A 21,780-nucleotide genomic window follows, 5' to 3' on the forward strand; every position below is an offset into this window, starting at 1 on the left:
CGTGCGTGCCGTTCCTCGATCGAGTGGCTGTGCCGCATCCATTCCTCAAGCGGCTCGCTGGACGAAGTGGCCGGGGGAGACCTCCTCGTACTGCCGCTGCGGCGGGACATAGTCGAGCGGGCGCAACGGGCTCCTCAGCTCCTCCGAGAGGCGAGGAGGCAACGATCCGCGCCTCGTCGGATCGGGCAGCGGCACGGCCTCGATCAGCCGCCGGGTATAGGGGTGCCGGGGCGTATCGAAGACGGAGCGGCGGGGGCCGATCTCGACGATCTCGCCGAGATACATCACCGCGACACGGTGGCTGATCCGTTCCACGACCGCCATGTCGTGGCTGATGAAGAGATAGATCGCGGCCAGGAGCGCTGTCGTGTAGCGCCTGGCGTTGCCCTTCCTTTGCCGGGACCGGTTCGATCGGAGCTCGGACGGGCGTTCGCCCGAAGGATTCGCGGAACCTAAACGGGATCCGAAGCTGGAAGGTGAAGCCACTCTGCCAATACCAGGGCTACGTGCGCCGCATCCCGTGTGTACGCGGAAGCCCAACGTTCTCGGCTAACGTGGTCGCAAGCGTCTTGCCGCAAAGGGCGTATGGTGGGCCCGGGGTCCCCCATATACCCTTGATTCCGTTGACTTTTTTGGGTTCAAAACTCGCGATACCCCTATGGATACCCCCAATATAATGAACCCGAAACTGGTTAAGTCAAATCTCTGGCCATTGTTTCCCGTGAAGATACGTTTCATGGGCATTAGTCGCCAGCGCCACGCGATCGAACAAGTCGGAAAGCGGTTCACCAACAAGGCGTCCCATTGCTCACCACACATGAACTCGAAAAAGATCGCAAGCGTCTCTGTGGTCAGTGTGCATAGAGCAAAGAGAACCTGCGGTCTAGGATACTGCCATTCGAGGTTTGGCGTATAACCGCCGTTTTCGTCCCACTCGACGTGGTTGGAGTAAATCTCATGCCAGTTTCCGTGAACGCTATGTGAAGGACCGGCAAAGGCCCCCAGATAAGCGTCGCCGAGGCCAACTGCTTCGGCCTTATCGAATAGGTTCTTGCCGCCCCAGGGGCCCTTCTGGCTGAGATCCACATCATCCAATGAGACCTGTGCTGCGGTAGCGGATCGCTCTATGGACTTGAGCATTCGGTCTTCGATTGGAAGCATAATGCCGTTGCGGGCCGCTACGTTGCTCATCACACGATCTCGCAGCTTGCGCTCGTGGCGGAGCGAGTATCTTACATATTCGTCGATCAGTTTCGGATCGAAATGCTGAACCATGTATCGGATATTGACCAACGTCTCGAAAACAAGCCGTGCAAAAATGAATGCCGACTCTTGCCGCTTTTGCGTAGTCTGATCGAGTACGGTGTGGATCAGTTTGTAGAGCCGAACCATATTGCCGCACACGGCGGCTCGGTCCCGATCCCATACCTTGTTTTCACCCATCGTGGACGCGGCTAGGCACGCCCAACTGCCGGTTTCAATCATCAGATCGACAGCAAGCCCCGTGAAATCGTCTTCACGCGCAAAGGATGCCATCTCGTCAGCATCGACTTTGGTTCGTTCGATTTCGGGGAGATTTTCGCCAGTTAGCGGGAGCATGGAATCCTTATGAAGCTAGGACGCGACGCAACAGAATCTCCCAAGGACTCATAGCACCATCCTCATTGTCGTTCATGGGTGTCGGGAGCGAAACAGAAATTGGCGTCCGAGTATTCAATGATCTGCTCCATCGCGTCTTCAGGCCGATTGGCTGATCGGATCTCTTTGGCTTACCATCTGTGTGTTTCCACTGTCCGCCCCCCCCCCCCCCCCCCCCCCCCCCCCGGCTTTCCCCTCGCATTCCCACCCAGATGCAACCAAACTAATTCCACTCTCTTCATCGGCTAATATGTATGTCTGTATGCGTTTGTACCCCAAATCCCGCCCAACCCTTGCCGCCGCGCTATAGAGCATAGAGCACGCATTCTTTGTGCCATCAGTCACAAGCCTTGTGACTTCGAGAAATTGTTTAGGACTGCCCGCCATTCTGGCAACTGGTCGGCCAACGATGCACGCTCCTCGTACAACACCGCAGTCGTCGATTACGCCCAATGAGAAGCGGTGCCCTTGGCACGCCTTGTGGTGCCGGTGCCACGCGTTCACAGTGGCGTTGGCCTCCCGCAACTCTAGTGGAACGATGCGAAGTCGGACGTATTCACCGCGAGCGCTATTTGTGATTCGCATACCGATCCCAATCATCATTATGTAGAACGGACACTATACATGATGGATGGGTCGCTCAACAAATAGTTGATTGTAACGCGTACATCTAATAATTGCAGGACTCGCATCCGCAACGTTTAGGACGCGAACCCGCAACCGTCAGACTGCAATACTTGCTTCCGACTTGGGCCTCAGATCACTATACTCCAACGTCTAAGTGTCGGAACGGGTTGACTAATTTGCTTCAGACGTCACCCCCGGCGTTACTCCCCAATAAGTCACAAGGGGTAACGCGGGACTCGAACGCGGGGGCAACCGGCGCTTTCGATACCCCCAAAACCTCTGGATAGAGGCTTTTGCGGATTTATAAGTCATTGATTTTATTGATGTATTTTGCCGCAAAAAATGCGGTTGGTGGGCCCGGCAGGACTCGAACCTGCAACCAAGCGGTTATGAGCCGCCGGCTCTAACCATTGAGCTACAGGCCCCACCTCGTGCGGCCGGTCTTCGACGCCGCCGCTCACGATCGCGGCGTTCCGTCCGGTCGCCGCTCGAAGGTCCATAAACCCCGTGCCGATCGTCTAGCCTATGGGGCAACGCCCCTCAAGCCTGCGCGCCGATCGGACGGGCGATGAACGGGGGCGCGGGGAACCGACCTCGTCGCCGGTGCCGATCGGCTTCCATTGCTGCGATCGGGCCGCAGGCTCTCCCGTCGAGGCGCGCCGATCCGGAGCGCCCTTGAGGCCTCATCAGCAGGGATCTGCCGAGCTTCGCGCCTCCGTGTTCGGCTGCTGCAGATGCTCCGCGTTCGTCGCGGGCGGCACCATGTCGGCCTCCGCCGAAGGCGTGTTCTCGCCGGAGGGCGAGTGGGCCTGCGCGAGTTCGACCTCTTCCTCCTCGGCCGCCGGCGCGGGCTCCTCCACCGGGGGCGGGGGCGAGGCAGGGCCGGTCACGGCGGTTTCGCCCGAGATCGGATCGAGGCCGCTGGCCACCTCCGGGTGCGGGGCCTGGACGAGGGAGGTCGGAAGCGGCTCGGCCTGGCTCGTCCCGATATCCGAGCCGCCGAGGCCGCCCGTCCAGCCGGAGGAGCCCGAGCCGCCCGGCGCCGTTCCCGAATCCGCACCCTCGACGGGTTGGGTCTCGGAGACTGACGGCCCGTTCGCCGGCTCGCATCCGGGCAGCATCGCGTCCTGCGGCAGCGAGGCCGCGTCCGCCGCGCCGTCGGCGCGCTCGGGAACCGCATCCGGCCCGGTCGTCGGCACGGGCGGCGCCGACGTGCCCTCGGTCGGCATGTCCGCCGACGGCGTATCGGCGGGGGAGGGCTCGGCACCGGGGGCGGATGCCGACGCATCGGCGGGGCCGCTGGCCGGCGTGCCGTCGCTCGCATTGACGTCGCCCCCGAACGGCTCGGGCTGCGGGGGCATCGTCTCGTTGGCCGCCGCCGGGATGTTTCCCTCGGTCGGAGGCGGCGGAGCCGCCTGCTGCGCCAGCGCGCTCGAAGCGAGAAGCACGGCCACGCTCGCGCCGATCAGGGTTCTGGACATGCTTGGCTCCTCCACCGGTTTCGTCTTGCGGCCATACAGGCGGCAAACATCTTGAACGCGCGAGGCGTTCCCGTGTCTCAGGCGCGGACCTCGATGCCGGGCTCGCCCTCGGCCACCTCGCCGACGATCGCGGCGCCCGCATCGCCACCCTCGTGCACGAGCGCGAGCAGGGCGTCGGCCGCGTCCGGCGCGCAGGAGACCAGAAGGCCGCCCGAGGTCTGCGGGTCGGTCAGAAGATGACGGCGGGTCTCGGCGAGGTCCGCGGGCAAGTCGATCTCCGCGCCGTAGCTCGCCCAGTTGCGGTGCGAGGCGCCCGTCACGAAACCCGCCTCGCTGAGCGCCCGCGCCCGGCCGAAGAAGGGCAGCGCGGAGAGGTCGAGCCGGATCCGCACGTTCGAGGCGCGCGCCATCTCCAGCCCGTGGCCGAGGATGCCGAAGCCCGTCACGTCGGTGATGGCGTGAACCTCCGTCCGCTCGGCGAGCCGCATGCCGACCGCGTTCAGCCGCGTCGTGGAGGCGATCATCTCCCCATAGGCATCGTCCGGGAGCTTCCCCTTCTTGAAGGCTGCCGAATAGATGCCGACGCCGAGCGGCTTGGTGAGGATCAGCCGGTCCCCGGCCTTGGCGTCCGAATTGCGGCGCAGCCGCGCCTTCGGGCAGGTGCCGATGACGGCGAGCCCGTAGACCGGCTCCGGGCAGTCGATCGAATGGCCGCCCGCGACGGGGATGCCCGCTTCGCCGCAGGTCCAGGCGCCCCCTTCCAGGATGCGCCGGATCGTGCCGGTGTCCAGCTTGTCCACCGGCATGCCGAGAATGGCGAGCGCCATGATCGGCCGTCCGCCCATGGCGTAGATGTCGGAGATCGCGTTGGTCGCCGCGATCCGCCCGAAGGCGTGCGGATCGTCCACCATCGGCATGAAGAAGTCGGTCGTCGCGATGATGGCGGTCTCGCCGTCGAGGTCCCAGACGGCCGCGTCGTCGGCGGTCTCGTTGCCGACGAGAAGCCGCTCGAACGGCCCCGCGACGGGCTGGTGCGACAGAAGGTCCTCAAGGACGCCGGGCGCGAGCTTGCAGCCGCATCCTCCGCCATGGGCAAGGCTCGTCAGGCGCGGGGCGGCTTCGCTCGGGCGGTCGATCGTGTCCATGGCCTCTTCCTCCTTCGCCTCGCGGGCTCCTGCCTGCCGAAGGGCAGGATGCCGCTTTTGAGCGCAGCCGCAAGGTCCGCGCCCACCCTCCCGTCGCTGGTGGAGGATCGGGCGCCAAGCCTCTGTCACAATGGCGTTTTCGATAGGCGAAAGGCCGCCCGCGCGTTTTGACTTTGGAATGTATCCAATCTAGCATCGGCGCCGACTGCGCAAGAGTCAGGCTAACCATACGGCGTCAGGGAGGTTCGCGGGATGAACATGGAACTCTCACGGCGCACCTTCTTGAAGGGTGCGGGCGTGGGTGTCGCGGCAACGACGATCGGAGCCTTCGGCTTCGGAGAGGCGGAAGCGGCCTTCGTGGAGGGCCTTCGGCCCTACAAGCTGGCGGCGACCACCGAAGCGCGCAACACCTGCCCCTACTGCTCGGTGGCCTGCGGCGTCATCCTCTACTCGAAGGGTGATCTGGCCGAAGGCACGGCGAAGGTCGTCCATCTGGAAGGCGACGTCGATCACCCGACGAATCGCGGCACGCTGTGCCCGAAGGGCGCCGCGCTGCTCGACTTCATCAAGGCGCCGACCCGCCTGACGCACCCGAAGGTGCGCCGTCCAGGCAGCGACCGGTTCGAGGAGATTTCCTGGGACGAGGCGCTGGACGGCATCGTCCGGCGGATGAAGACCGACCGCGACGCCAACTTCATCGAGCGGAACATGGACGGCGTGCCCGTCAACCGCTGGACGACGACCGGCTTCCTCGCGGCTTCGGCCACGACCAACGAGACCGCGTTCGCGACCTACAAGGTCGTGCGCTCCACAGGCATGGTGGCTTTCGACAACCAAGCGAGAGTCTGACACGGCCCCACGGTGTCCAGTCTGGGCCCAACTTTCGGTCGTGGTGCAATGACGAACTCGTGGACCGACATTCGGAACACGGATCTCGTGGTCATCATGGGCGGCAATGCCGCCGAAGCGCATCCCTGCGGCTTCAAATGGGTCACGGAGGCGAAGGCCAACCGTGGCGCGAAACTCATCGTCGTCGATCCGCGCTACACGCGCTCGGCCTCGGTGTCGGACTTCTACGCGCCGATCCGCCAGGGCTCGGACATCGCGTTCCTGCTCGGCGTCATCAAGTACTGCATCGACAATGATCGCGTGCAGTGGGACTACGTGCGCGCCTTCACCAACGCCGCCTATCTGATCAAGGACGGCTTCGCCTATCAGGACGGGCTCTTCACGGGCTACGATCCGGAGAAGCGCGAATACGACCGCTCGACGTGGGACTACGTCATCGGCGAGGACGGCTACGTCGTCACCGACGAAACGCTGCAGAACCCGCGCTGCGTCTGGAACATGCTGAAGGAGCACATCTCGGTCTACACGCCCGAGATGGTGGAGCGCATCTGCGGCACGCCGAAGGATTCGTTCCTGAAGGTCGCCGAGATGATCTCGGAATGCTCGAGCCCGACGAAGACGATGACGTCGATGTACGCGCTCGGCTGGACGCAGCACTCCAAGGGCTCGCAGAACATCCGCTGCATGGCGATGCTGCAGCTCATTCTCGGCAATATCGGCGTGCGCGGCGGGGGCATGAACGCCCTTCGCGGCCACTCCAACATCCAGGGTCTGACCGACATCGGCCTGATGTCGAACCTGATTCCGGGCTACCTCAACATCCCGACCGAGCGCGAGGTCGACTACGACACCTACATCTCGTCCCGCGGCTTCAAGCCGCTGCGGCCGAACCAGGTCTCGTACTGGCAGAACTATCCGAAGTTCTTCGTCTCCTTCATGAAGGCGATGTGGGGCTCGGCCGCGACGCCCGAGAACGACTTCGCCTACCATTATCTGCCCAAGCTCGACGTGCCGGCCTACGACGTCCTTCGCGCTTTCGAGATGATGGACCAGGGGCAGATGCACGGCTATTTCTGCCAGGGCTTCAACCCGCTTCTGTCCTTCCCCGATCGCGGCAAGATCACGCGGTCGCTGTCGAAGCTCGACTATCTCGTGATCATGGACCCGCTGGAGACGGAGACGTCGCGCTTCTGGGAGAACCACGGCGCGTACAACGACGTCGACACGGCCTCCATCCAGACCGAGGTGTACCAGCTCCCCACGAGCTGCTTCGCCGAGGACGAGGGCGCGCTGGTCAATTCGGGCCGCTGGCTCCAGTGGCACTGGCCGGGACAGAACCTGCCGGGCGAGGCGCGCCTCGACACCTGGATCATGGCCCAGATCCACCTGCGCCTGAAGAAGCTCTATGCCGAAGAGGGCGGCGTCTTCCCGGACGCCATCCGCGACCTCCACTGGCCCTATGCGGACCCGGAGGACCCGACGGCGAACGAGCTGGCGATGGAGATGAACGGCTACGCCGTCTCCGACGTCGCCGACCCGAACGATCCGTCGAAGAAGCTCCTGGAGGCCGGCAAGCAGGTGCCGGGCTTTGCGGCGCTGCGCGACGACGGCTCCACCGCCGCGGGCTGCTGGATCTATTCCGGCTCCTACACGGAGGAGGGCAACAAGATGGCGCGGCGGGACAACGCCGATCCCGACGCGACCGGCGCCTATCCGAACTGGACCTTCTCCTGGCCGGCGAACCGCCGCATCCTGTACAACCGCGCCTCCTGCGACATCAACGGGCGGCCGTGGGATCCTTCCCGCCCGCTCATCCAGTGGGACGGGGAGCGCTGGACCGGCTACGACGTGCCGGACATTCCGCCGACCTCGCGTCCGCAGGATGTCGGCCCGTTCATCATGAACCCGGAGGGGCAGTCGCGTCTCTTCACCCGGGGCATGATGCGGGACGGTCCGTTCCCGTCGCACTACGAGCCGTTCGAGTCTCCGGTCGTCAACGTCATCGCCCCGGCGGTGCGCGGCAACCCGGTGGCCCGCATCTTCGAGGCGGACCGCGACAGCTTCGGCGACGCGTCGGAGTTCCCCTATGCGGCGACGTCCTACCGTCTGACCGAGCACTTCCACTACTGGACGAAGCACGTCTGGGTGAACGCCGTTCTCCAGCCGGAATTCTTCGTCGAGATATCGGAGGAGCTCGCGGCCGAGAAGGGCATCGACAAGGGGGGCTGGGTCCGCGTCTGGTCCAAGCGCGGCGAGGTTCACGCCAAGGCCGTGGTGACCAAGCGCATCAAGCCGCTGATCTGCGACGGCAAGCCCGTCCACATCGTCGGCATCCCGCTGCACTGGGGCTTCCAGGGCAAGACGCGCAACGGCTTCGGCCCGAACTCGCTGACGCCCTTCGTCGGCGATGCCAATATCGAGACCCCGGAGTTCAAGGCGTTCCTCGTGAACATCGAACCCTCCGCCGGTCCGGCGACAGCGTAAGGGAGGATCGGCCATGACCATCAACGTCAATCCTCCCGTCGACGAGAATGTCGAGTACCTGATGGGACCGCAGGACTACATCCGGCGGTCCGCATCCTCGGTGCCCACCCCGGCGCGTCAGCTGGAGGAGGTCGCCAAGCTCATCGACGTGTCGAAGTGCATCGGCTGCAAGGCGTGCCAGTCGGCGTGCCTCGAGTGGAACGACCTTCGCGAGGAGGTCGGGGTCAATGTGGGCGTCTACGACAACCCGCACGACCTGACGCCGAACACCTTCACGCTGATGCGCTTCACCGAGTGGGTGAACCCCGAGACGGACAATCTCGAATGGCTCATCCGCAAGGACGGCTGCATGCACTGCGCCGACCCGGGCTGCCTCAAGGCCTGCCCGGCGCCGGGTGCGATCGTGCAGTACTCCAACGGGGTCGTCGACTTCGTGAAGGAGAACTGCATCGGCTGCGGCTATTGCGTGAAGGGCTGCCCCTTCGACATCCCGCGCATCTCCAACGTCGACAACCGCTCCTACAAGTGCACGCTGTGCTCGGACCGCATCGCGGTCGGCCAGGGCCCGGCCTGCGCCAAGGCCTGCCCGACCAAGGCGATCGTCTTCGGCACCAAGGCGGACATGAAGGCGCACGCGGCGGAGCGGATCGAGGATCTGAAGTCGCGCGGCTACGCCAATGCGGGGCTCTACGACCCGCCGGGCGTCGGCGGCACGCATGTCATGTACGTGTTGCACCACGCCGACAAGCCGTCGATCTACGCGGGACTGCCGGACAATCCGCGCATCTCGCCGCTGGTCGAGGCGTGGAAGGGCGTCACCAAATATGCCGGCCTCGCGGTCATGGGCTTCGCGGCGGCGGCTTCGGTGCTGCACATCGCGATCTCGGGTCGCAACAGCGTCTCCGAGCATGACGAGGAGGAAGCGGCCAAGATCGCCAAGACCAACGGTCGCGGATCGGCCGAAGCCAAGGGAGAGAACCGGCCGTGACACGCCGCAATCCCGAGATCGACCGGGGTGACGTTCTGAACGTCGGCACCCCGGTGACCGTCAAGCGCTACACTCGCGCGGCCCGCATCAACCACTGGGTCACCGCCTTCGCGCTGATCGCGCTGGCGCTGTCGGGCCTCGCCCTGTTCCACCCGTCGCTGTTCTTCCTGACCGGCCTCTTCGGGGGCGGTCAGTGGACGCGGGCGATCCATCCCTGGATCGGCGTCCTACTGTTCTTCTCCTTCGCCTGGCTGTTCGTGCGCTTCTTCCGCCTGAACCTGCCCAAGAAGGAGGATGCGCAGTGGGTGGCGCAGATCGGCGACGTCCTGAAGGGCGACGAGGAGAAGCTGCCCGAGATCGGCAAGTACAATGCCGGCCAGAAGTTCGTCTTCTGGGCGATGTCGATCCTGATCCTCGTCCTGATCGTGACGGGCCTCGCCATCTGGGAGCGCTACTTCGCCGAATATCTGACGGTGGAGCAGCGTCGCTGGGCGGTGCTGATCCATGCCATCTCGGCGGTCGCGATCATCTGCGTCTGGATCATGCACGTCTACGCGTCCTACTGGGTGAAGGGCACGCTGAGCGCCATGACGACGGGCAAGGTGACCGGCGGCTGGGCCTATCGGCACCATCGCAAGTGGTACAAGGCCCTAGCGCGCGAGCCCAAGCCCAAGGATGCCGAGGGGCACCACAGCCGCGGCGGCACGGCGACGCCCGCCGAGTAGCGGGGCACGCCGAGGGCGCCTTGAAACGAGAAAGCGGGCGGCGCCAGCCGCCCTCTTTCGTTTGCGGACGGACCGTCTGAACGGGTCCCGTCCGGTGGCCGGTCCGGTTCGAAGAGAGGTTTGACATGGCACGCAGGATTCCCATCGAGGGCGACCCGACGGCGATCGGCGAGGCCCGCACGATTCCCTTCGCGCGGGTTCCCGTTCCCCAAACGCTGTTCGAGCGCCGCGCGGCGCGGCTCGAGCGCCTCTCCGGCGAGACCGGCATCGGCCCCTATATCGGCTTCCTCGCAAAGCTGGTCGCGGCGCAGGGCCGCGTCTCGCAAAGCCTCGGGGAACAGGCGCCGCACGACGAGTCCGCCGTCGCCCGCGCCATCGAGCACGGCATGCCGCCGCTCGACCGCTCGAACTTTCGCGTCGGCGAGACCTTCTCGAGGATCACGGACGCTCTCTTTTCGGAAGCCGCTTCCATCGATCAGCCTGCGGCGGCGTCGAAGGCGCTGGAGCGGGTGCGCAACGCCGGCGTCTCCGATCTCGGCGCCATGGTCGGCCATGTCCTGGCGGACTCGCTGCCCGTCGAGGCGATGGCCGAGCACGTCTATGTCGCGGCCGCCCTGCAGGTGCAGTTCGTGCGGGCCGCGTCCATGCTGCCCGAGCGCGATCTGAAGGCGGTCGGCGACGGCGTCTGCCCGTCCTGCGGCGGCGCGCCGCTCGGCTCCGTCATCGTCGGCTGGCCGCAGGCCGGCGGAGCGCGCTACTGCGTCTGCTCGCTCTGCTCGACCTACTGGCACCATGTCCGCATCAAATGCGTGCTCTGCTCGTCCACCGGCGGCATCAAATACCAGGAGATCGAGGGCGGCCCGGGCACGATCAAGGCGGAGACCTGCGAGAACTGCCGGTCCTACGTGAAGATCTTCAACCAGCAGAAGGATTCCGGCTTCGAGCCGATGGCCGACGACGTCGGCAGCCTCGGCGTCGATCTCCTGATGCAGGGCACCGAGTTCCGCCGCGGCGCCTTCAACCCGTTCCTCGCCGGGTACTGAGCGGTGGGGGCGCTGTCGCCGGCGGCGTATCGCCGCGAATGTCGGACATCGGTCGCGGCCGAAGGGCTCCTCCCATGACCGCCGCCCTGCGCGCCATGCCCTCCGTCGATGTCCTGCTGCGCTCGTCCGCCGGGGCCGAACTCGTCCGCAGCTTCGGCCATGCCCGCACCGTCGAGGCTCTGCGCGTCGCGCTCGGGGAGGAGCGCGAACGGCTTCGCAAGGGCGAGGACGCGACGGGACCGGACCCGATCGTCGCCCGCGCTGCGGACGATCTGAAGGCGGCCGACCGCGCCTCGCTCCGCCCGGTCTTCAATCTCACGGGCACCGTGCTTCACACCAATCTTGGCCGCGCCCAGCTGGCGGAGGTCGCGATCGAGGCCGCGTCGAGCGCGATGCGCGAGGCGGTGGCGCTCGAATTCGACCTGGAAAGCGGAGGGCGCGGAGAGCGCGACGACCATCTGCGCGCGCTTCTGTGCGAGCTGACCGGGGCGGAGGACGCGACCAGCGTCAACAACAACGCGGCCGCCGTCCTTCTCGTCCTGAACTCTCTGGCCGGTCGGGGCGAGGGAGCCGTGGTCTCTCGCGGCGAACTGATCGAGATCGGCGGCGCCTTCCGCATGCCCGACATCATGGCGCGCGCGGGCGCCCGCCTGATCGAGGTCGGCACGACCAACCGCACGCACGAAAAGGACTACCACGCGGCGCTGGGCGAACCCGGCATCGGCCTCGTGATGAAGGTCCACACCTCGAACTATCGGATCGAGGGCTTCACCAAGGAGGTCCATGGACCCGAGCTGTCGAGGATCGCGCGGGCGGCGGGCGTTCCCTTCGTCAACGATCTGGGCTCGGGCACGCTTCTCGATCTGTCGCGCTTCGGCATGCGCCGCGAGCCGACGGTCGCCGAGGCCGTGGCCGAGGGCGCCGACCTCGTCACCTTCTCCGGCGACAAGCTCCTTGGCGGTCCGCAGGCCGGTTTCATCGTCGGGCGGAAGGATCTCATCGCGACGATCAACCGCAACCCGATGAAGCGCGCGCTGCGGCTGGACAAGATGCGCATCGCCGCCTTGGAGGCGACCCTGAAGCTCTATCGCGATCCCGGCCGGCTCGCCGAACTGCTGCCGACGCTGCGCTTTCTGTCGCGCGAGCGCGACGAGATCGCCGCTCTCGCGCAGCGGATGCGCGGCCCGGTCGCGCAGTCCCTCGGCGGCGACTTTTCGGTCGAGGTCGCGGAGTGCCAGAGCCAGATCGGCTCGGGCGCGCTGCCGACCGACACGGTCCCCTCGGCGGGGCTCGCCATCCGCTCGACGAGCGACAGCGGCCGCGCGCTCGACCGTCTCGCCGCCGCGCTCCGCGCGCTGCCGCGGCCCGTCATCGGGCGGATCGCCGACGGCGCGCTGATCCTCGACCTGCGCTGCCTGGAGGACGAGGACGCCTTCCTCGCCAATCTCGGCGCTTTGGGAAATGGAGCGGCCTGATGGGCTGGTTCGAGCGACTGCGCGGCGCCGCGCCCTCGAGAGACGAAGCCGTGATGGCGCAGGCCCTGGAAGCCGCCCGGCGCGAGGACTACGCCGCCGCGCTCGCCGCCTGGGAACCGCTCGCGCGCGCCGGCCATCCGCGCGCGCAGAACAATATCGGCGCGGCCTTCGCCGAGGGACTCGGCGTCGAAGCCGACCCGGCGCTCGCCTACAAATGGCTGAAGCTTTCGGCCGAAGCCGGCGATCCGGTCGGCCGGCGCAATCTCGCCGCGCTCTACTTTCGCGGCGACGGCGTGCCGCAGGACGACATCGAGGCGATGCGCCTCTATCGCCTCGCGGCCGAGGCCGGCGACGGGCCGGCGCAGGACATGCTGAGCTGGATGCTGTTGGAGCGCGGTCTGGACGACATCGCCGAGGTGCGCGATCTGGCCGAGAAGGCCGCCGCGCAGGGCGTCGCGACGGCCATGACGCGCCTCGGCAATCTTCACCACAATGCGCTCGGCACGCCGCGCGACCCGGCGGAAGCGGCGCGCTGGTGGCGCCGCGCCGCGCTTCTCGACGATGCGGACGGGCAGGCGATGCTCGGCGCGGCGCTTCTGACCGGCGCCGGCACGGCGCGCGATCCGGTGGAGGCGCTGTCCTGGCTCCTGCGCGCCCGGGCCGGCGGCTCGGCCCTGGCGCAGAACTTCATCCGGCCCGCGCGCGAGGGTCTGTCCGAAGAGGACCGCCTCCGGGCCGAGCGCCTTGCCCGCGAACCCCTGGCCGGGATCAAGCCGTGATCGTCGGCACCGCCGGTCATATCGACCACGGCAAGACCTCTCTCGTGCGTGCGCTCACGGGCGTCGAGACCGACCGGCTGAAGGAGGAGAAGGAACGCGGGATCACCATCGATCTCGGCTTCGCCTATCGGGACCTGGGGTCGGGACGCCGCGTGGGGTTCGTCGACGTTCCCGGTCACGAGCGCTTCGTCCACACCATGCTGGCGGGCGCCGGCGGTATCGACGTCGCGCTTCTCGTCGTCGCCGCCGATGACGGCATCATGCCGCAGACCCGCGAACATCTGGCGATCCTCGATCTCCTCGGCGTCTCGCGGGGCCTCGTCGCGCTGACCAAGACCGATCTCGCCTCAGCCGACCGAGTGGCGGCGGTGCGGGACGAACTCGCCGAACTCCTGAAGGGCAGTTCGCTCGAAGGCATCGCCATCCATCCCGTCTCGACCGTGACGGGCGAGGGCGTCGAGGCGCTGCGCGCGCGCCTGTCGGACGAGGCGGCCGCTTTTCCGCAGCGCCTGCACTCGGGCCGCTTCCGCTTGTCCGTCGACCGCTCCTTCGTCCTCGCCGGTGCGGGGACCGTCGTCACCGGCACGGTCCTGTCCGGCGCCGTGCGCGTCGGCGATACCGTCAGGATCGCCCCGGCCGGGCTCGCCGCGCGCGTGCGCTCGATCCATGCGCAGGACCGCAAGGCGGAGGAGGGCGTCGCCGGCGATCGCTGCGCCCTGAACCTTGCCGGCGAGGGCATCGAGCGGGGAGCGGTCCATCGCGGAGACATGGTGCTCGATCCCGCGCTTCACGCCCCGACGGACCGGATCGACGCCTCCTTCCGCCTGCTGCCGTCCGAGAAGCGGGCCGTCGGACAGTGGTTTCCGGTGCGCCTGCATCATGCGGCGGCGGAGGTGGCGGCCCGCATCGTCCTTCTCGGCGAGCCGGTGCAGCCCGGCGCCCGCGCGCATGTCCAGCTCGTGCTGGAGCGTCCGATCGCGGCCGTGAGCTTCGACCGTTTCGTCTTGCGCGACACCTCGGCGCAGCGCACGATCGGGGGAGGGCGCTTCCTCGATCTGCGCGCCCCCGCGCGAAAGCGGCGCAGTCCTGAACGGCTGGCGCAGCTCGCGGCTCTGGATACCCACTCGCCGCGGGAGGCGCTCGCGGCGCTTCTCGACACCCCGCCCTTCCACGTCGATCTCGACGCCTTCGGCCGCGATCACGGCCTGTCGGAGGACGAGATCGGTCGCATCTCCGGCGACCTCGGCCTGACGCGGATCGATCGCGGCGCGGGGACGACCGTGATGCGCGAAGGCCGATGGCGCGCGTTTCGGCAGGACCTTCTGGCGCGGCTGGCGGAACATCACGACGAGCATCCGGATTTGCCGGGCATCGGCATCGAGCGGCTGCGGCTCGGGCTGGCCACACGGCTTTCGGCCTCGACCTTTCGCGGCGCACTCGCGACGGTTCGCGCCGAGGGAGCCATCGTCCTCGACGGCGCCTGGGTGCGTCTTGCCGGTCACGAGGCGAAGCTGTCCGCGGCGGACGAAGCGCTCTGGAGACAGGTGGAGCCCCGGCTATTGGGCGCCGAGCGGTTCCGCCCGCCGCGCACGCGCGATCTCGCTGGGGAACTCGGGGTCGCCGAGCCCGACATGCGGCGGATGCTGAAAAGCGTCGGGCGCATGGGGCTCGTCCACGAGATCGCCAATGATCACTTCTTTCCGCGCCCCGTGGTCGGGGAGATCGTGGCGATCCTGCGCGACGTGGCCGAGCGCGCTCCGGGCGGCGACTTCACCGCCGCGGATCTGCGCGACCGTTTGGACAACGGCCGCAAGGTCGCCATCCAGATCCTCGAATTCCTCGACCGCCAGGGCCTGACGATCCGCAAGGGGGACCTGCGCCGGCTGAATCCGCATCGTCTCGATCTGTTCGGCGATCATGGCTCGGGTTGACGGAGCGCTCGCCCGAGCGATGGAGCCGGGAGGCCGCGACGCTGCGTCTCGGAGTGGAAGAGAATCGTCCTCGGTGGGCGCCCTGACTTCAATGACGGCGTCTGCCGTCCCGCGCCGTGCGCCTCTATCGCTCCAGACCTCCGTCTTGAAGAGGCGCTACCGCGGCGATGACGGCGAAACGCCGATGCCGGCACGGCCGTGCCCGGTCGGCGATGACGGGTCGCGCGGGTCCACCCACGAGGCGTCGTGCTCCCAGTCGGGTGCCGAAGGCGGAACGTCGGGCACGGTCGAACACGCCGTGAGCACGGTGGAAAAGGTGGCGAGCGTGAGAAGCCTGGAAAAGGCGTTCATATCGGTTTGTCCAATGTCCAGTGTGCCGGTCCTGCGCGAACGGCGGAAGCCCGCTGGGATCGGCTCGATCGGCGATGTGACATAGCGCTTGCGGGCGAGAGGGCGACGGTGGTCGGCGTCCCTGACAAGTTAAGGCCTGCGTCATGCCATCGCGTTCCGCCTTGCGGCTCCTGCCCCGCGTGTCGCGTCGGGCGCACGCGCAGACATCAGCCGATCCTCATGAACCTGTCGCTGCGCCCCACTCTCGACACAGCGCGTGCCCTCGCCTTGCTCCCGGCGTTCGTCGACCCTCGGCCCCTGTAGCCACGTCATGCCGGGACGGGTGCCGGCGCTGCGGAGCTGATTGACGTCGCGATCCCGCGAACGATAAAGGCCAGGGAAGAAGGTGGGCGGCGGCAAAATGGTAGCGATCGCCCGAGTTGGACGAACGGCAGAGCGCGCGAACGCCTGAGCTGCAAGGCTTGGAAGAGAATCGTCCCCGGTGGGGCGTCCGGACTTCAAATCCGGGTGGGGCCGCGAGCCGGTCCTGGGTGGGTTCGACTCCCATTCTCTTCCGCCAGCCGCGCCGTTCCCCAGAGCCTGCTTCGAACGCCTCCTGAAGCTTGAATCGCGGAAGGTTTCGGTCCGGTCGCTCGGGGTCCGCCGCACCAGAACGGCACTTTCCCGTCCGACCCTCTCGACGAATCGAGCGGCGGCGTGCTCCTGCGCGCAGGCATCGTCCGCTGCCGAGGCATCGTCGGCCGTCGGACCCGATCGTCGACCGCAGTCGAGGGCGGGCAGCGGCCGTCCCGGCGCCTTCGCGCAGGACGGGGATCGCGGCGCACATGGGAACGAACCCGTGGTCGGCGAAGTTGCGGTGTGGGGACATGGGCCGTCCGAGCGGCGGTAGCGAATGGAGTCGGCATGAAGCGCCTCGACGTTCTCGACGGGATGCGGGGATATTTCCTCGTCTTCATGATGCTGAACCATCTGAGCTTCTCGGGCGGATACCTCCTGGTGAAGCTCAATCACGGCGAGCTCGGCTATGTTCAGGACGCCCAGGGCTTCGTCTTCCTGTCGGGCCTGCTCGTCGGCCTCGTCTATGCCGGGCACATGGCCAAGCGCGGCTTCGGCACCGGAACGTCGAAGGCGCTCTGGCGCGCCTTCGAGCTCTATCGCTGGGCGCTGTTCTGCATTCTGGCGGTGATCGCGCTGGGCTTCCTCTTCAGCGAATCGAGCACCTTCTGGGAGCCGTGGCTGTGGCGCATCGCCGAGACGCCGACGCTGCTTCTGGTCGCTGCCGCGACGCTGCTCTACCAGCCGACCTACATGGACATCCTGCCGCAATACATCGTGTATCTGGCAGTCTCCCCGCCGCTGATCTGGCTGTGCATCACCGGACGCTGGCGCTGGGTCGTCGTGGGCTCGGCGCTGTCTTGGACCGCCGTCCAGTTCGGCCTGCATCTGCCTCTGGCCCACCTCGTCGACCAGGGTATGCGCGCCGTCCACCCCGAATTCGTCCTGCGGGCGCACTTCAACATCTTCGCCTGGCAGGTCCTGTTCGTCGGCGGCATCGTCCTCGGCGCCCTGACCGCGACCAGGCAGATCGACTGGAAGGCGGCCTTCTCGCCCGAGCGCACCGAGCTGGCTTGGGCCAGTGTGGCGCTGCTCCTGTTCTTCATGGGCTGGCGTCTGGGCTTCGTTTTCGGTCTGGTGCCCGAAGAGCTCGGGGCGCGCTTTTCGGCGCTCGACAGACGCGGCGAGTTCAGCCTCGTCTATCTCCTCAACTTCGCCGCGGCGGCCTATGCGGTGGCGTGGCTCATCATCGCCGGGCCCCGCTCCGCGAACGAGGCGGTGCGGACCGGTGCCGCCGTGGTGCGCGGCGTCTTCACCTTGTCCTTCCTGCGGCTGATCGGCCGCCATTCGCTGCATGTCTACGTCTGGCACGTGATCGTGGTCTATCTCGTTCGCGCGCTGGACCACCACACCTACGACTTTTCCGAAGTGGAGAAGACGGGAATCGCGATCCTGGCGGTCGCCTCGCTCGCCCTTCCGGCCCTGTGGCGGGAGCGGCGCGCCGGGGCGCCCACGGGGCCGAGGGCCGACGCGGCATCCTCCGGGCCGGCCGGCCGCCCCGCCGGTTGAGATCGAAATGCGGCGCTGGCCCCGCGGAGGCAGCCACGCCCTTGTGTTCCTTGGTTCCAGTCTATATGTCGCGCCGGAGTTCGAGAACCGAACGAGAAGCGTCAGGAAGATCCGGACATGGCCAAGAGCAAATTCGAGCGCAACAAGCCTCACGTGAACATCGGGACGATCGGTCACGTCGACCACGGCAAGACGTCTCTGACGGCTGCGATCACGAAGTACTTCGGCGAGTTCCGGGCGTATGACCAGATCGACGCCGCTCCGGAGGAGAAGGCGCGCGGCATCACGATCTCGACGGCTCACGTCGAGTACGAGACGGAGAACCGTCACTACGCCCACGTCGACTGCCCGGGCCACGCCGACTACGTGAAGAACATGATCACGGGCGCGGCGCAGATGGACGGCGCGATCCTGGTCTGCTCGGCGGCGGACGGCCCGATGCCGCAGACCCGCGAGCACATCCTTCTGGCGCGCCAGGTCGGCGTTCCGGCGCTGGTCGTGTTCCTGAACAAGGTCGACCAGGTCGACGACGCCGAGCTCCTGGAGCTGGTCGAGCTCGAGGTTCGCGAGCTTCTGTCGTCCTACGACTTCCCGGGCGACGACGTTCCGATCGTGAAGGGTTCGGCGCTGGCCGCTCTCGAGGACTCCAACAAGGAGATCGGCGAGAACGCGGTGCGCGAGCTGATGGCGCAGGTCGACGCCTACATCCCGACGCCGGAGCGTCCGATCAACCAGCCGTTCCTGATGCCGATCGAGGACGTGTTCTCGATCTCGGGCCGCGGCACGGTCGTGACGGGTCGCGTCGAGCGCGGCATCGTGAAGGTCGGCGAGGAAGTCGAGATCGTCGGCATCCGCGATTCGAAGAAGACGACCGTCACGGGCGTCGAGATGTTCCGCAAGCTGCTCGACCAGGGTCAGGCGGGCGACAACATCGGCGCGCTGGTTCGCGGCGTGGACCGCGAGGGCGTCGAGCGCGGCCAGGTCCTGTGCAAGCCGGGTTCGGTGAAGCCGCACACGCGCTTCATGGCCGAGGCCTACATCCTGACCAAGGAGGAGGGCGGCCGCCACACGCCGTTCTTCACGAACTACCGTCCGCAGTTCTACTTCCGCACGACGGACGTGACGGGCGTGGTGACGCTGCCGGAGGGCACCGAGATGGTGATGCCGGGCGACAACGTGACGATGGACGTCAAGCTGATCGTTCCGATCGCGATGGAAGAGAAGCTCCGCTTCGCCATCCGCGAGGGCGGCCGCACCGTGGGTGCCGGTATCGTCTCCTCCATCGTCGAGTAAGGACGACCGGGCTTCACGCCCGGAGAGACATGAATTGACGACGGGCCCTTCGGGGCCCGTTTTCGTTTGTCTGTCCGGGTGGGCGACGCCGGAGCGACCCGCGTCGGCAGAAGGCCGAGGCGTCCATGGCCGCCGGATCGCGGCTTCACACGTTCCCGCGCAGATCCTGCATGTAACCGCGCCGCACGAGATCCTCGGACCCGGCGTAGCGCAGGGAGCCCTCGTAGCGCAGGTCCATGCCCTCGCCGAAGGCCTCGTGCTCGATCATCTGCCGATAGAAGCGGCCCCCGTCGAAATGCGTCCCGTATTCGTACATGCGCCGGAACTCCGCGACCGTGTCGTTGGAGAACTTGTAGTGCAGCAGGACGGCGTTCACGGGGGCGAAGTTGCGGGAGACGGGGAGGGGAGCGTGGTCGCTGACCCCGTTGAAGCGGGTGGCGCCGTCGACCAGCAGAACCGGGAACTTCGTCATGCGCATGTCTGTGCCGAACAGGCGCTGGCGCGGGCCGCCGCGCACGGCCATGCAGATCGCCTCGTTGCGCATCGTGTAGCCGGTGCCGTCGAAGAGCGGGCAGATGGTCTCGGGCGGGGCCTCCGCCGGCCGGTGCTCGGGCGCTTGTGCCAGCGGCGTCTCGGGATAGATGTCGAGCATGACCGCAAGGGCCCGCTTGCGTCCGGCGCGACGAAGGTCGGAGACGAAGTCCCTGAGGCTTCGGGTCTCGCTGCCCGGGAACACGAGATACTCGTCGCAGTCGAGCGAGACGTACCAACGCCCGCGCCCGTGAACCTGAACGAGAAGATCGCGCCAGGCGAGCCCGCCGCTCGCCTCCCGGTAATCCATGTTGGAGGCGAAGAGATCGACGTCGGGCGCTTCCAGAAGGATATCCCGAGTTCCGTCGTCGGAGCGGTCGTCGACGAAGACGAAGCGCTCGACTCCCAGCCGCCGGTAATGGGCGAGGAAGGACGGAAGGTAGCGCGCGGCGTTCTTCAGGACGCTGACGAGGATCATCGCGTCGGCGCCGAGCGGGGCCTCGACCCGGCGCACGGGGATCAGCTCGGGCACGGCCCGCCGCAGCAGGCGAAGCCGGTATCGGCATTCGCGCGCGCCGAGCGAGAGGCGCTCGCGGGGCGACAGCCGCCCGACCGACTGCCACGCCTTCGGGTCCGCCACCGGATACTGCATGACGCCATCGTCCTCACCGTCGAATGGCGCGTTCTGCCACGGCGTGCCCTTCCGCGGCAACGACGACGCGCGGTCGAAAGCTTGCGGCGAAGCCGCACGGCTCCTAAAGCGTGGCGAGTCTTCAATCCGGGGTCCGCATCATGTCCGAAACCGTCGCCCGCGTCTTCATCGGCTACGATTCCAAGGAGGTCGTCGCCTACCACGTCCTGGTGCAGAGCATTCTGGAGCACGCCTCCATGCCGGTCGCCTTCGTGCCGATCGCGCTCGACAGCCTGAAGGGAACCTTCACCCGCGAGCGCAACGCGCTCCAGTCCACCGAATTCTCCTTCTCGCGCTTCCTGACGCCCTATCTCAGCGGCTACGAGGGCTGGAGCCTCTTCCTCGACTGCGACATGCTGATGCGCGCCGACATCGCCGAGCTGTGGGCGCTGCGCGACGAGACCAAGGCGGTGATGTGCGTCCAGCACGACTACCAGCCGAAGGTGGAGACCAAGTTCCTCGGGCAGGTGCAGACCAAGTACGAGAAGAAGAACTGGTCGAGCGCCATGCTCTTCAACAATGCCAAATGCCGCGCCCTGACGCCCGATTTCGTGAACACGGCCTCCGGCCTCGAACTCCACCAGTTCAAGTGGCTGTCCGGCGACGAGGAGATCGGCGCGCTTCCGGCCGGCTGGAACTGGCTCGTGAACGAGTACGAGCACGACCCGGCGGCCAAGAACGTGCATTTCACGGACGGCGGCCCGTATTTCGACGAGTATCGTAACGACGACTACGCCGAGGAGTGGTTCGCCATGCGCGAGCGCGTCCTCCACGTGCAGCAGCGCGCGGGCGCCTGAACCATGAGCCTCGATCCGTTCGAAGGATACGGCCGCATCGTCCTCGTCGCCAACAGCGACGCGGTCGATGTCGCCACCCTGGAGACGCTGGACGACGGATCGACGCTCTTCGTCTTCTTCAACAAGACCTACAAGGTTCTCGACCGCGCCTTCGAACGGCCCTGCCTGCTTCTGGCGCGCTCGAGCCCGGCGGGGGCGAACATCGTCTACCGGCGCGAGGTCGAGGCGGTCACGCGCTTCCTCGTCGGCCCGCGCTTCAAGGGCATCGTCAATCTGAAGGCCGGGGCGGCGGAGCGGTTCAGCGAACCGTCCGAGTTCGGCGGCCATGCGGTGACGCATCTCGACCTGTCGAAGGCGTTCGACGGGTTCTATTCGCCCTCGCACGTGCCGACGAGCGGCTTCGCTCTCGCCCTGCATCTGCTCGACGTCGCGTCCGCGCCGGACGTGGTTCTGTGCGGCTTCACCGCCCGGCGCAGCGCCCGCTGGAAGCTCTTCCACGACCACGACTGGACCTTCGAGCAGATCGTGCTGCGGCTTCTCGCCCGCTCGGGGCGTCTGCGGATGGTCCAGGGCGGCGGCGGCGAAGAGGCCGGCGGCAACGCCCCGGCGATCCTGTCGCGCTTTCCGGAGATGAAGGCCGAAGAGGTCGCGCTCGTCTCGTCCGAGGTCCTGTCGGAGAGGCTGGAGGGCGCGACGGTCGCGATCGACGGCCTTTTGAAGGTGACGCGCCCGCTGACCAAGCTCGACGGCTTCGTTCGAGGACTGCGCCCGGCGACCCGGAAGTCGAAATTGGCGGCGAAGGAGAAGGGCGGCGGCGCCGCTTGACCC

Annotated in this window: 16 protein-coding genes, 2 tRNA genes and 1 pseudogene; 12 read left to right on the top strand and 7 right to left on the bottom strand. The window is 66.9% G+C overall.

Translation table 11 applies throughout. The annotated features are described in order from the left end of the window. Positions 1-45 precede the first annotated feature (45 nt). From AC6R2M_RS03150 to selD, 6 genes and pseudogenes are all read right to left on the bottom strand, one after another. A pseudogene (locus AC6R2M_RS03150) lies at positions 46-345 on the bottom strand (ABC transporter ATP-binding protein); the annotation flags it as partial. Positions 346-549: 204 nt separating this feature from the next. Then, a complete protein-coding gene (locus AC6R2M_RS03155) occupies positions 550-1,599 on the bottom strand; it encodes a DUF5677 domain-containing protein (protein WP_500485424.1) in 1,050 nt (349 codons plus the stop codon). A 138-nt stretch (positions 1,600-1,737) separates the two neighbouring features. Further along, on the bottom strand, positions 1,738-2,241 hold the full coding sequence (locus tag AC6R2M_RS03160; RefSeq protein ID WP_500485425.1) for an XF1762 family protein: 504 nt from the start codon (positions 2,239-2,241) through the stop codon (positions 1,738-1,740). A gap of 373 nt (positions 2,242-2,614) precedes the next feature. Then, a tRNA-Ile gene (locus AC6R2M_RS03165) sits at positions 2,615-2,690 on the bottom strand. 261 nt (positions 2,691-2,951) lie between these two features. Continuing rightward, positions 2,952-3,746 carry a hypothetical protein gene (locus AC6R2M_RS03170; protein WP_500485426.1) on the bottom strand — a complete coding sequence of 265 codons (795 nt, stop codon included), beginning with the start codon at positions 3,744-3,746 and terminating at the stop codon, positions 2,952-2,954. Between the two features lie 77 nt (positions 3,747-3,823). Then, positions 3,824-4,891, bottom strand: coding sequence for a selenide, water dikinase SelD (gene selD / locus AC6R2M_RS03175; RefSeq protein ID WP_500485427.1), 1,068 nt, complete (start codon positions 4,889-4,891; stop codon positions 3,824-3,826). A 252-nt stretch (positions 4,892-5,143) separates the two neighbouring features. Here selD and fdnG point away from each other — a divergent pair, with 252 nt between their 5' ends. From fdnG to tuf, 10 genes are all read left to right on the top strand, one after another. Further along, positions 5,144-8,224 (top strand): formate dehydrogenase-N subunit alpha, encoded by a 3,081-nt coding sequence (gene fdnG, locus AC6R2M_RS03180; protein ID WP_500485428.1) that lies wholly within the window; start codon positions 5,144-5,146, stop codon positions 8,222-8,224. Between the two features lie 13 nt (positions 8,225-8,237). After that, entirely contained in the window at positions 8,238-9,212 is a 975-nt protein-coding gene (fdxH, locus tag AC6R2M_RS03185) for a formate dehydrogenase subunit beta (RefSeq protein WP_500485429.1), read from the top strand. Beyond that, positions 9,209-9,937 carry a formate dehydrogenase subunit gamma gene (locus tag AC6R2M_RS03190; protein WP_500485430.1) on the top strand — a complete coding sequence of 243 codons (729 nt, stop codon included), beginning with the start codon at positions 9,209-9,211 and terminating at the stop codon, positions 9,935-9,937. Before fdxH ends, AC6R2M_RS03190 begins: the two co-directional genes overlap by 4 nt. A 125-nt stretch (positions 9,938-10,062) precedes the next feature. Beyond that, complete coding sequence (gene fdhE / locus AC6R2M_RS03195) at positions 10,063-10,980, top strand: formate dehydrogenase accessory protein FdhE (protein WP_500485431.1); 918 nt, start codon at positions 10,063-10,065, stop codon at positions 10,978-10,980. A gap of 74 nt (positions 10,981-11,054) precedes the next feature. Next, the gene (selA, locus tag AC6R2M_RS03200; RefSeq protein ID WP_500485432.1) at positions 11,055-12,455 is read left to right on the top strand and encodes an L-seryl-tRNA(Sec) selenium transferase; all 1,401 of its coding nucleotides are present in this window, start codon (positions 11,055-11,057) and stop codon (positions 12,453-12,455) included. Continuing rightward, complete coding sequence (locus tag AC6R2M_RS03205) at positions 12,455-13,234, top strand: tetratricopeptide repeat protein (protein ID WP_500485433.1); 780 nt, start codon at positions 12,455-12,457, stop codon at positions 13,232-13,234. Before selA ends, AC6R2M_RS03205 begins: the two co-directional genes overlap by 1 nt. Beyond that, positions 13,231-15,165 (top strand): selenocysteine-specific translation elongation factor, encoded by a 1,935-nt coding sequence (selB, locus tag AC6R2M_RS03210; RefSeq protein WP_500485435.1) that lies wholly within the window; start codon positions 13,231-13,233, stop codon positions 15,163-15,165. Before AC6R2M_RS03205 ends, selB begins: the two co-directional genes overlap by 4 nt. Positions 15,166-15,979: 814 nt before the next feature. Beyond that, positions 15,980-16,075, top strand: a tRNA-Sec gene (locus AC6R2M_RS03215). 344 nt (positions 16,076-16,419) lie between these two features. Further along, positions 16,420-17,640, top strand: coding sequence for an OpgC family protein (locus tag AC6R2M_RS03220; RefSeq protein WP_500485437.1), 1,221 nt, complete (start codon positions 16,420-16,422; stop codon positions 17,638-17,640). Between the two features lie 117 nt (positions 17,641-17,757). Continuing rightward, entirely contained in the window at positions 17,758-18,933 is a 1,176-nt protein-coding gene (gene tuf / locus AC6R2M_RS03225) for an elongation factor Tu (RefSeq protein WP_500481422.1), read from the top strand. A 145-nt stretch (positions 18,934-19,078) separates the two neighbouring features. Here tuf and AC6R2M_RS03230 read toward each other — a convergent pair whose 3' ends face one another. After that, positions 19,079-20,116: a glycosyltransferase family 2 protein gene (locus tag AC6R2M_RS03230; protein WP_500485439.1), complete on the bottom strand. Its 1,038-nt coding sequence runs from the start codon at positions 20,114-20,116 to the stop codon at positions 19,079-19,081. 140 nt (positions 20,117-20,256) lie between these two features. On the opposite strand from AC6R2M_RS03230, the gene AC6R2M_RS03235 reads away from it, so the two are divergent. Together AC6R2M_RS03235 and AC6R2M_RS03240 are read left to right on the top strand one after the other, a co-directional pair. After that, positions 20,257-20,952 (top strand): glycosyltransferase, encoded by a 696-nt coding sequence (locus AC6R2M_RS03235; RefSeq protein WP_500485441.1) that lies wholly within the window; start codon positions 20,257-20,259, stop codon positions 20,950-20,952. A 3-nt stretch (positions 20,953-20,955) separates the two neighbouring features. Further along, positions 20,956-21,777: a 3-deoxy-manno-octulosonate cytidylyltransferase gene (locus tag AC6R2M_RS03240; protein ID WP_500485443.1), complete on the top strand. Its 822-nt coding sequence runs from the start codon at positions 20,956-20,958 to the stop codon at positions 21,775-21,777. Positions 21,778-21,780 lie beyond the last annotated feature (3 nt).

Source organism: Aureimonas sp. CAS (genome assembly GCF_059838215.1).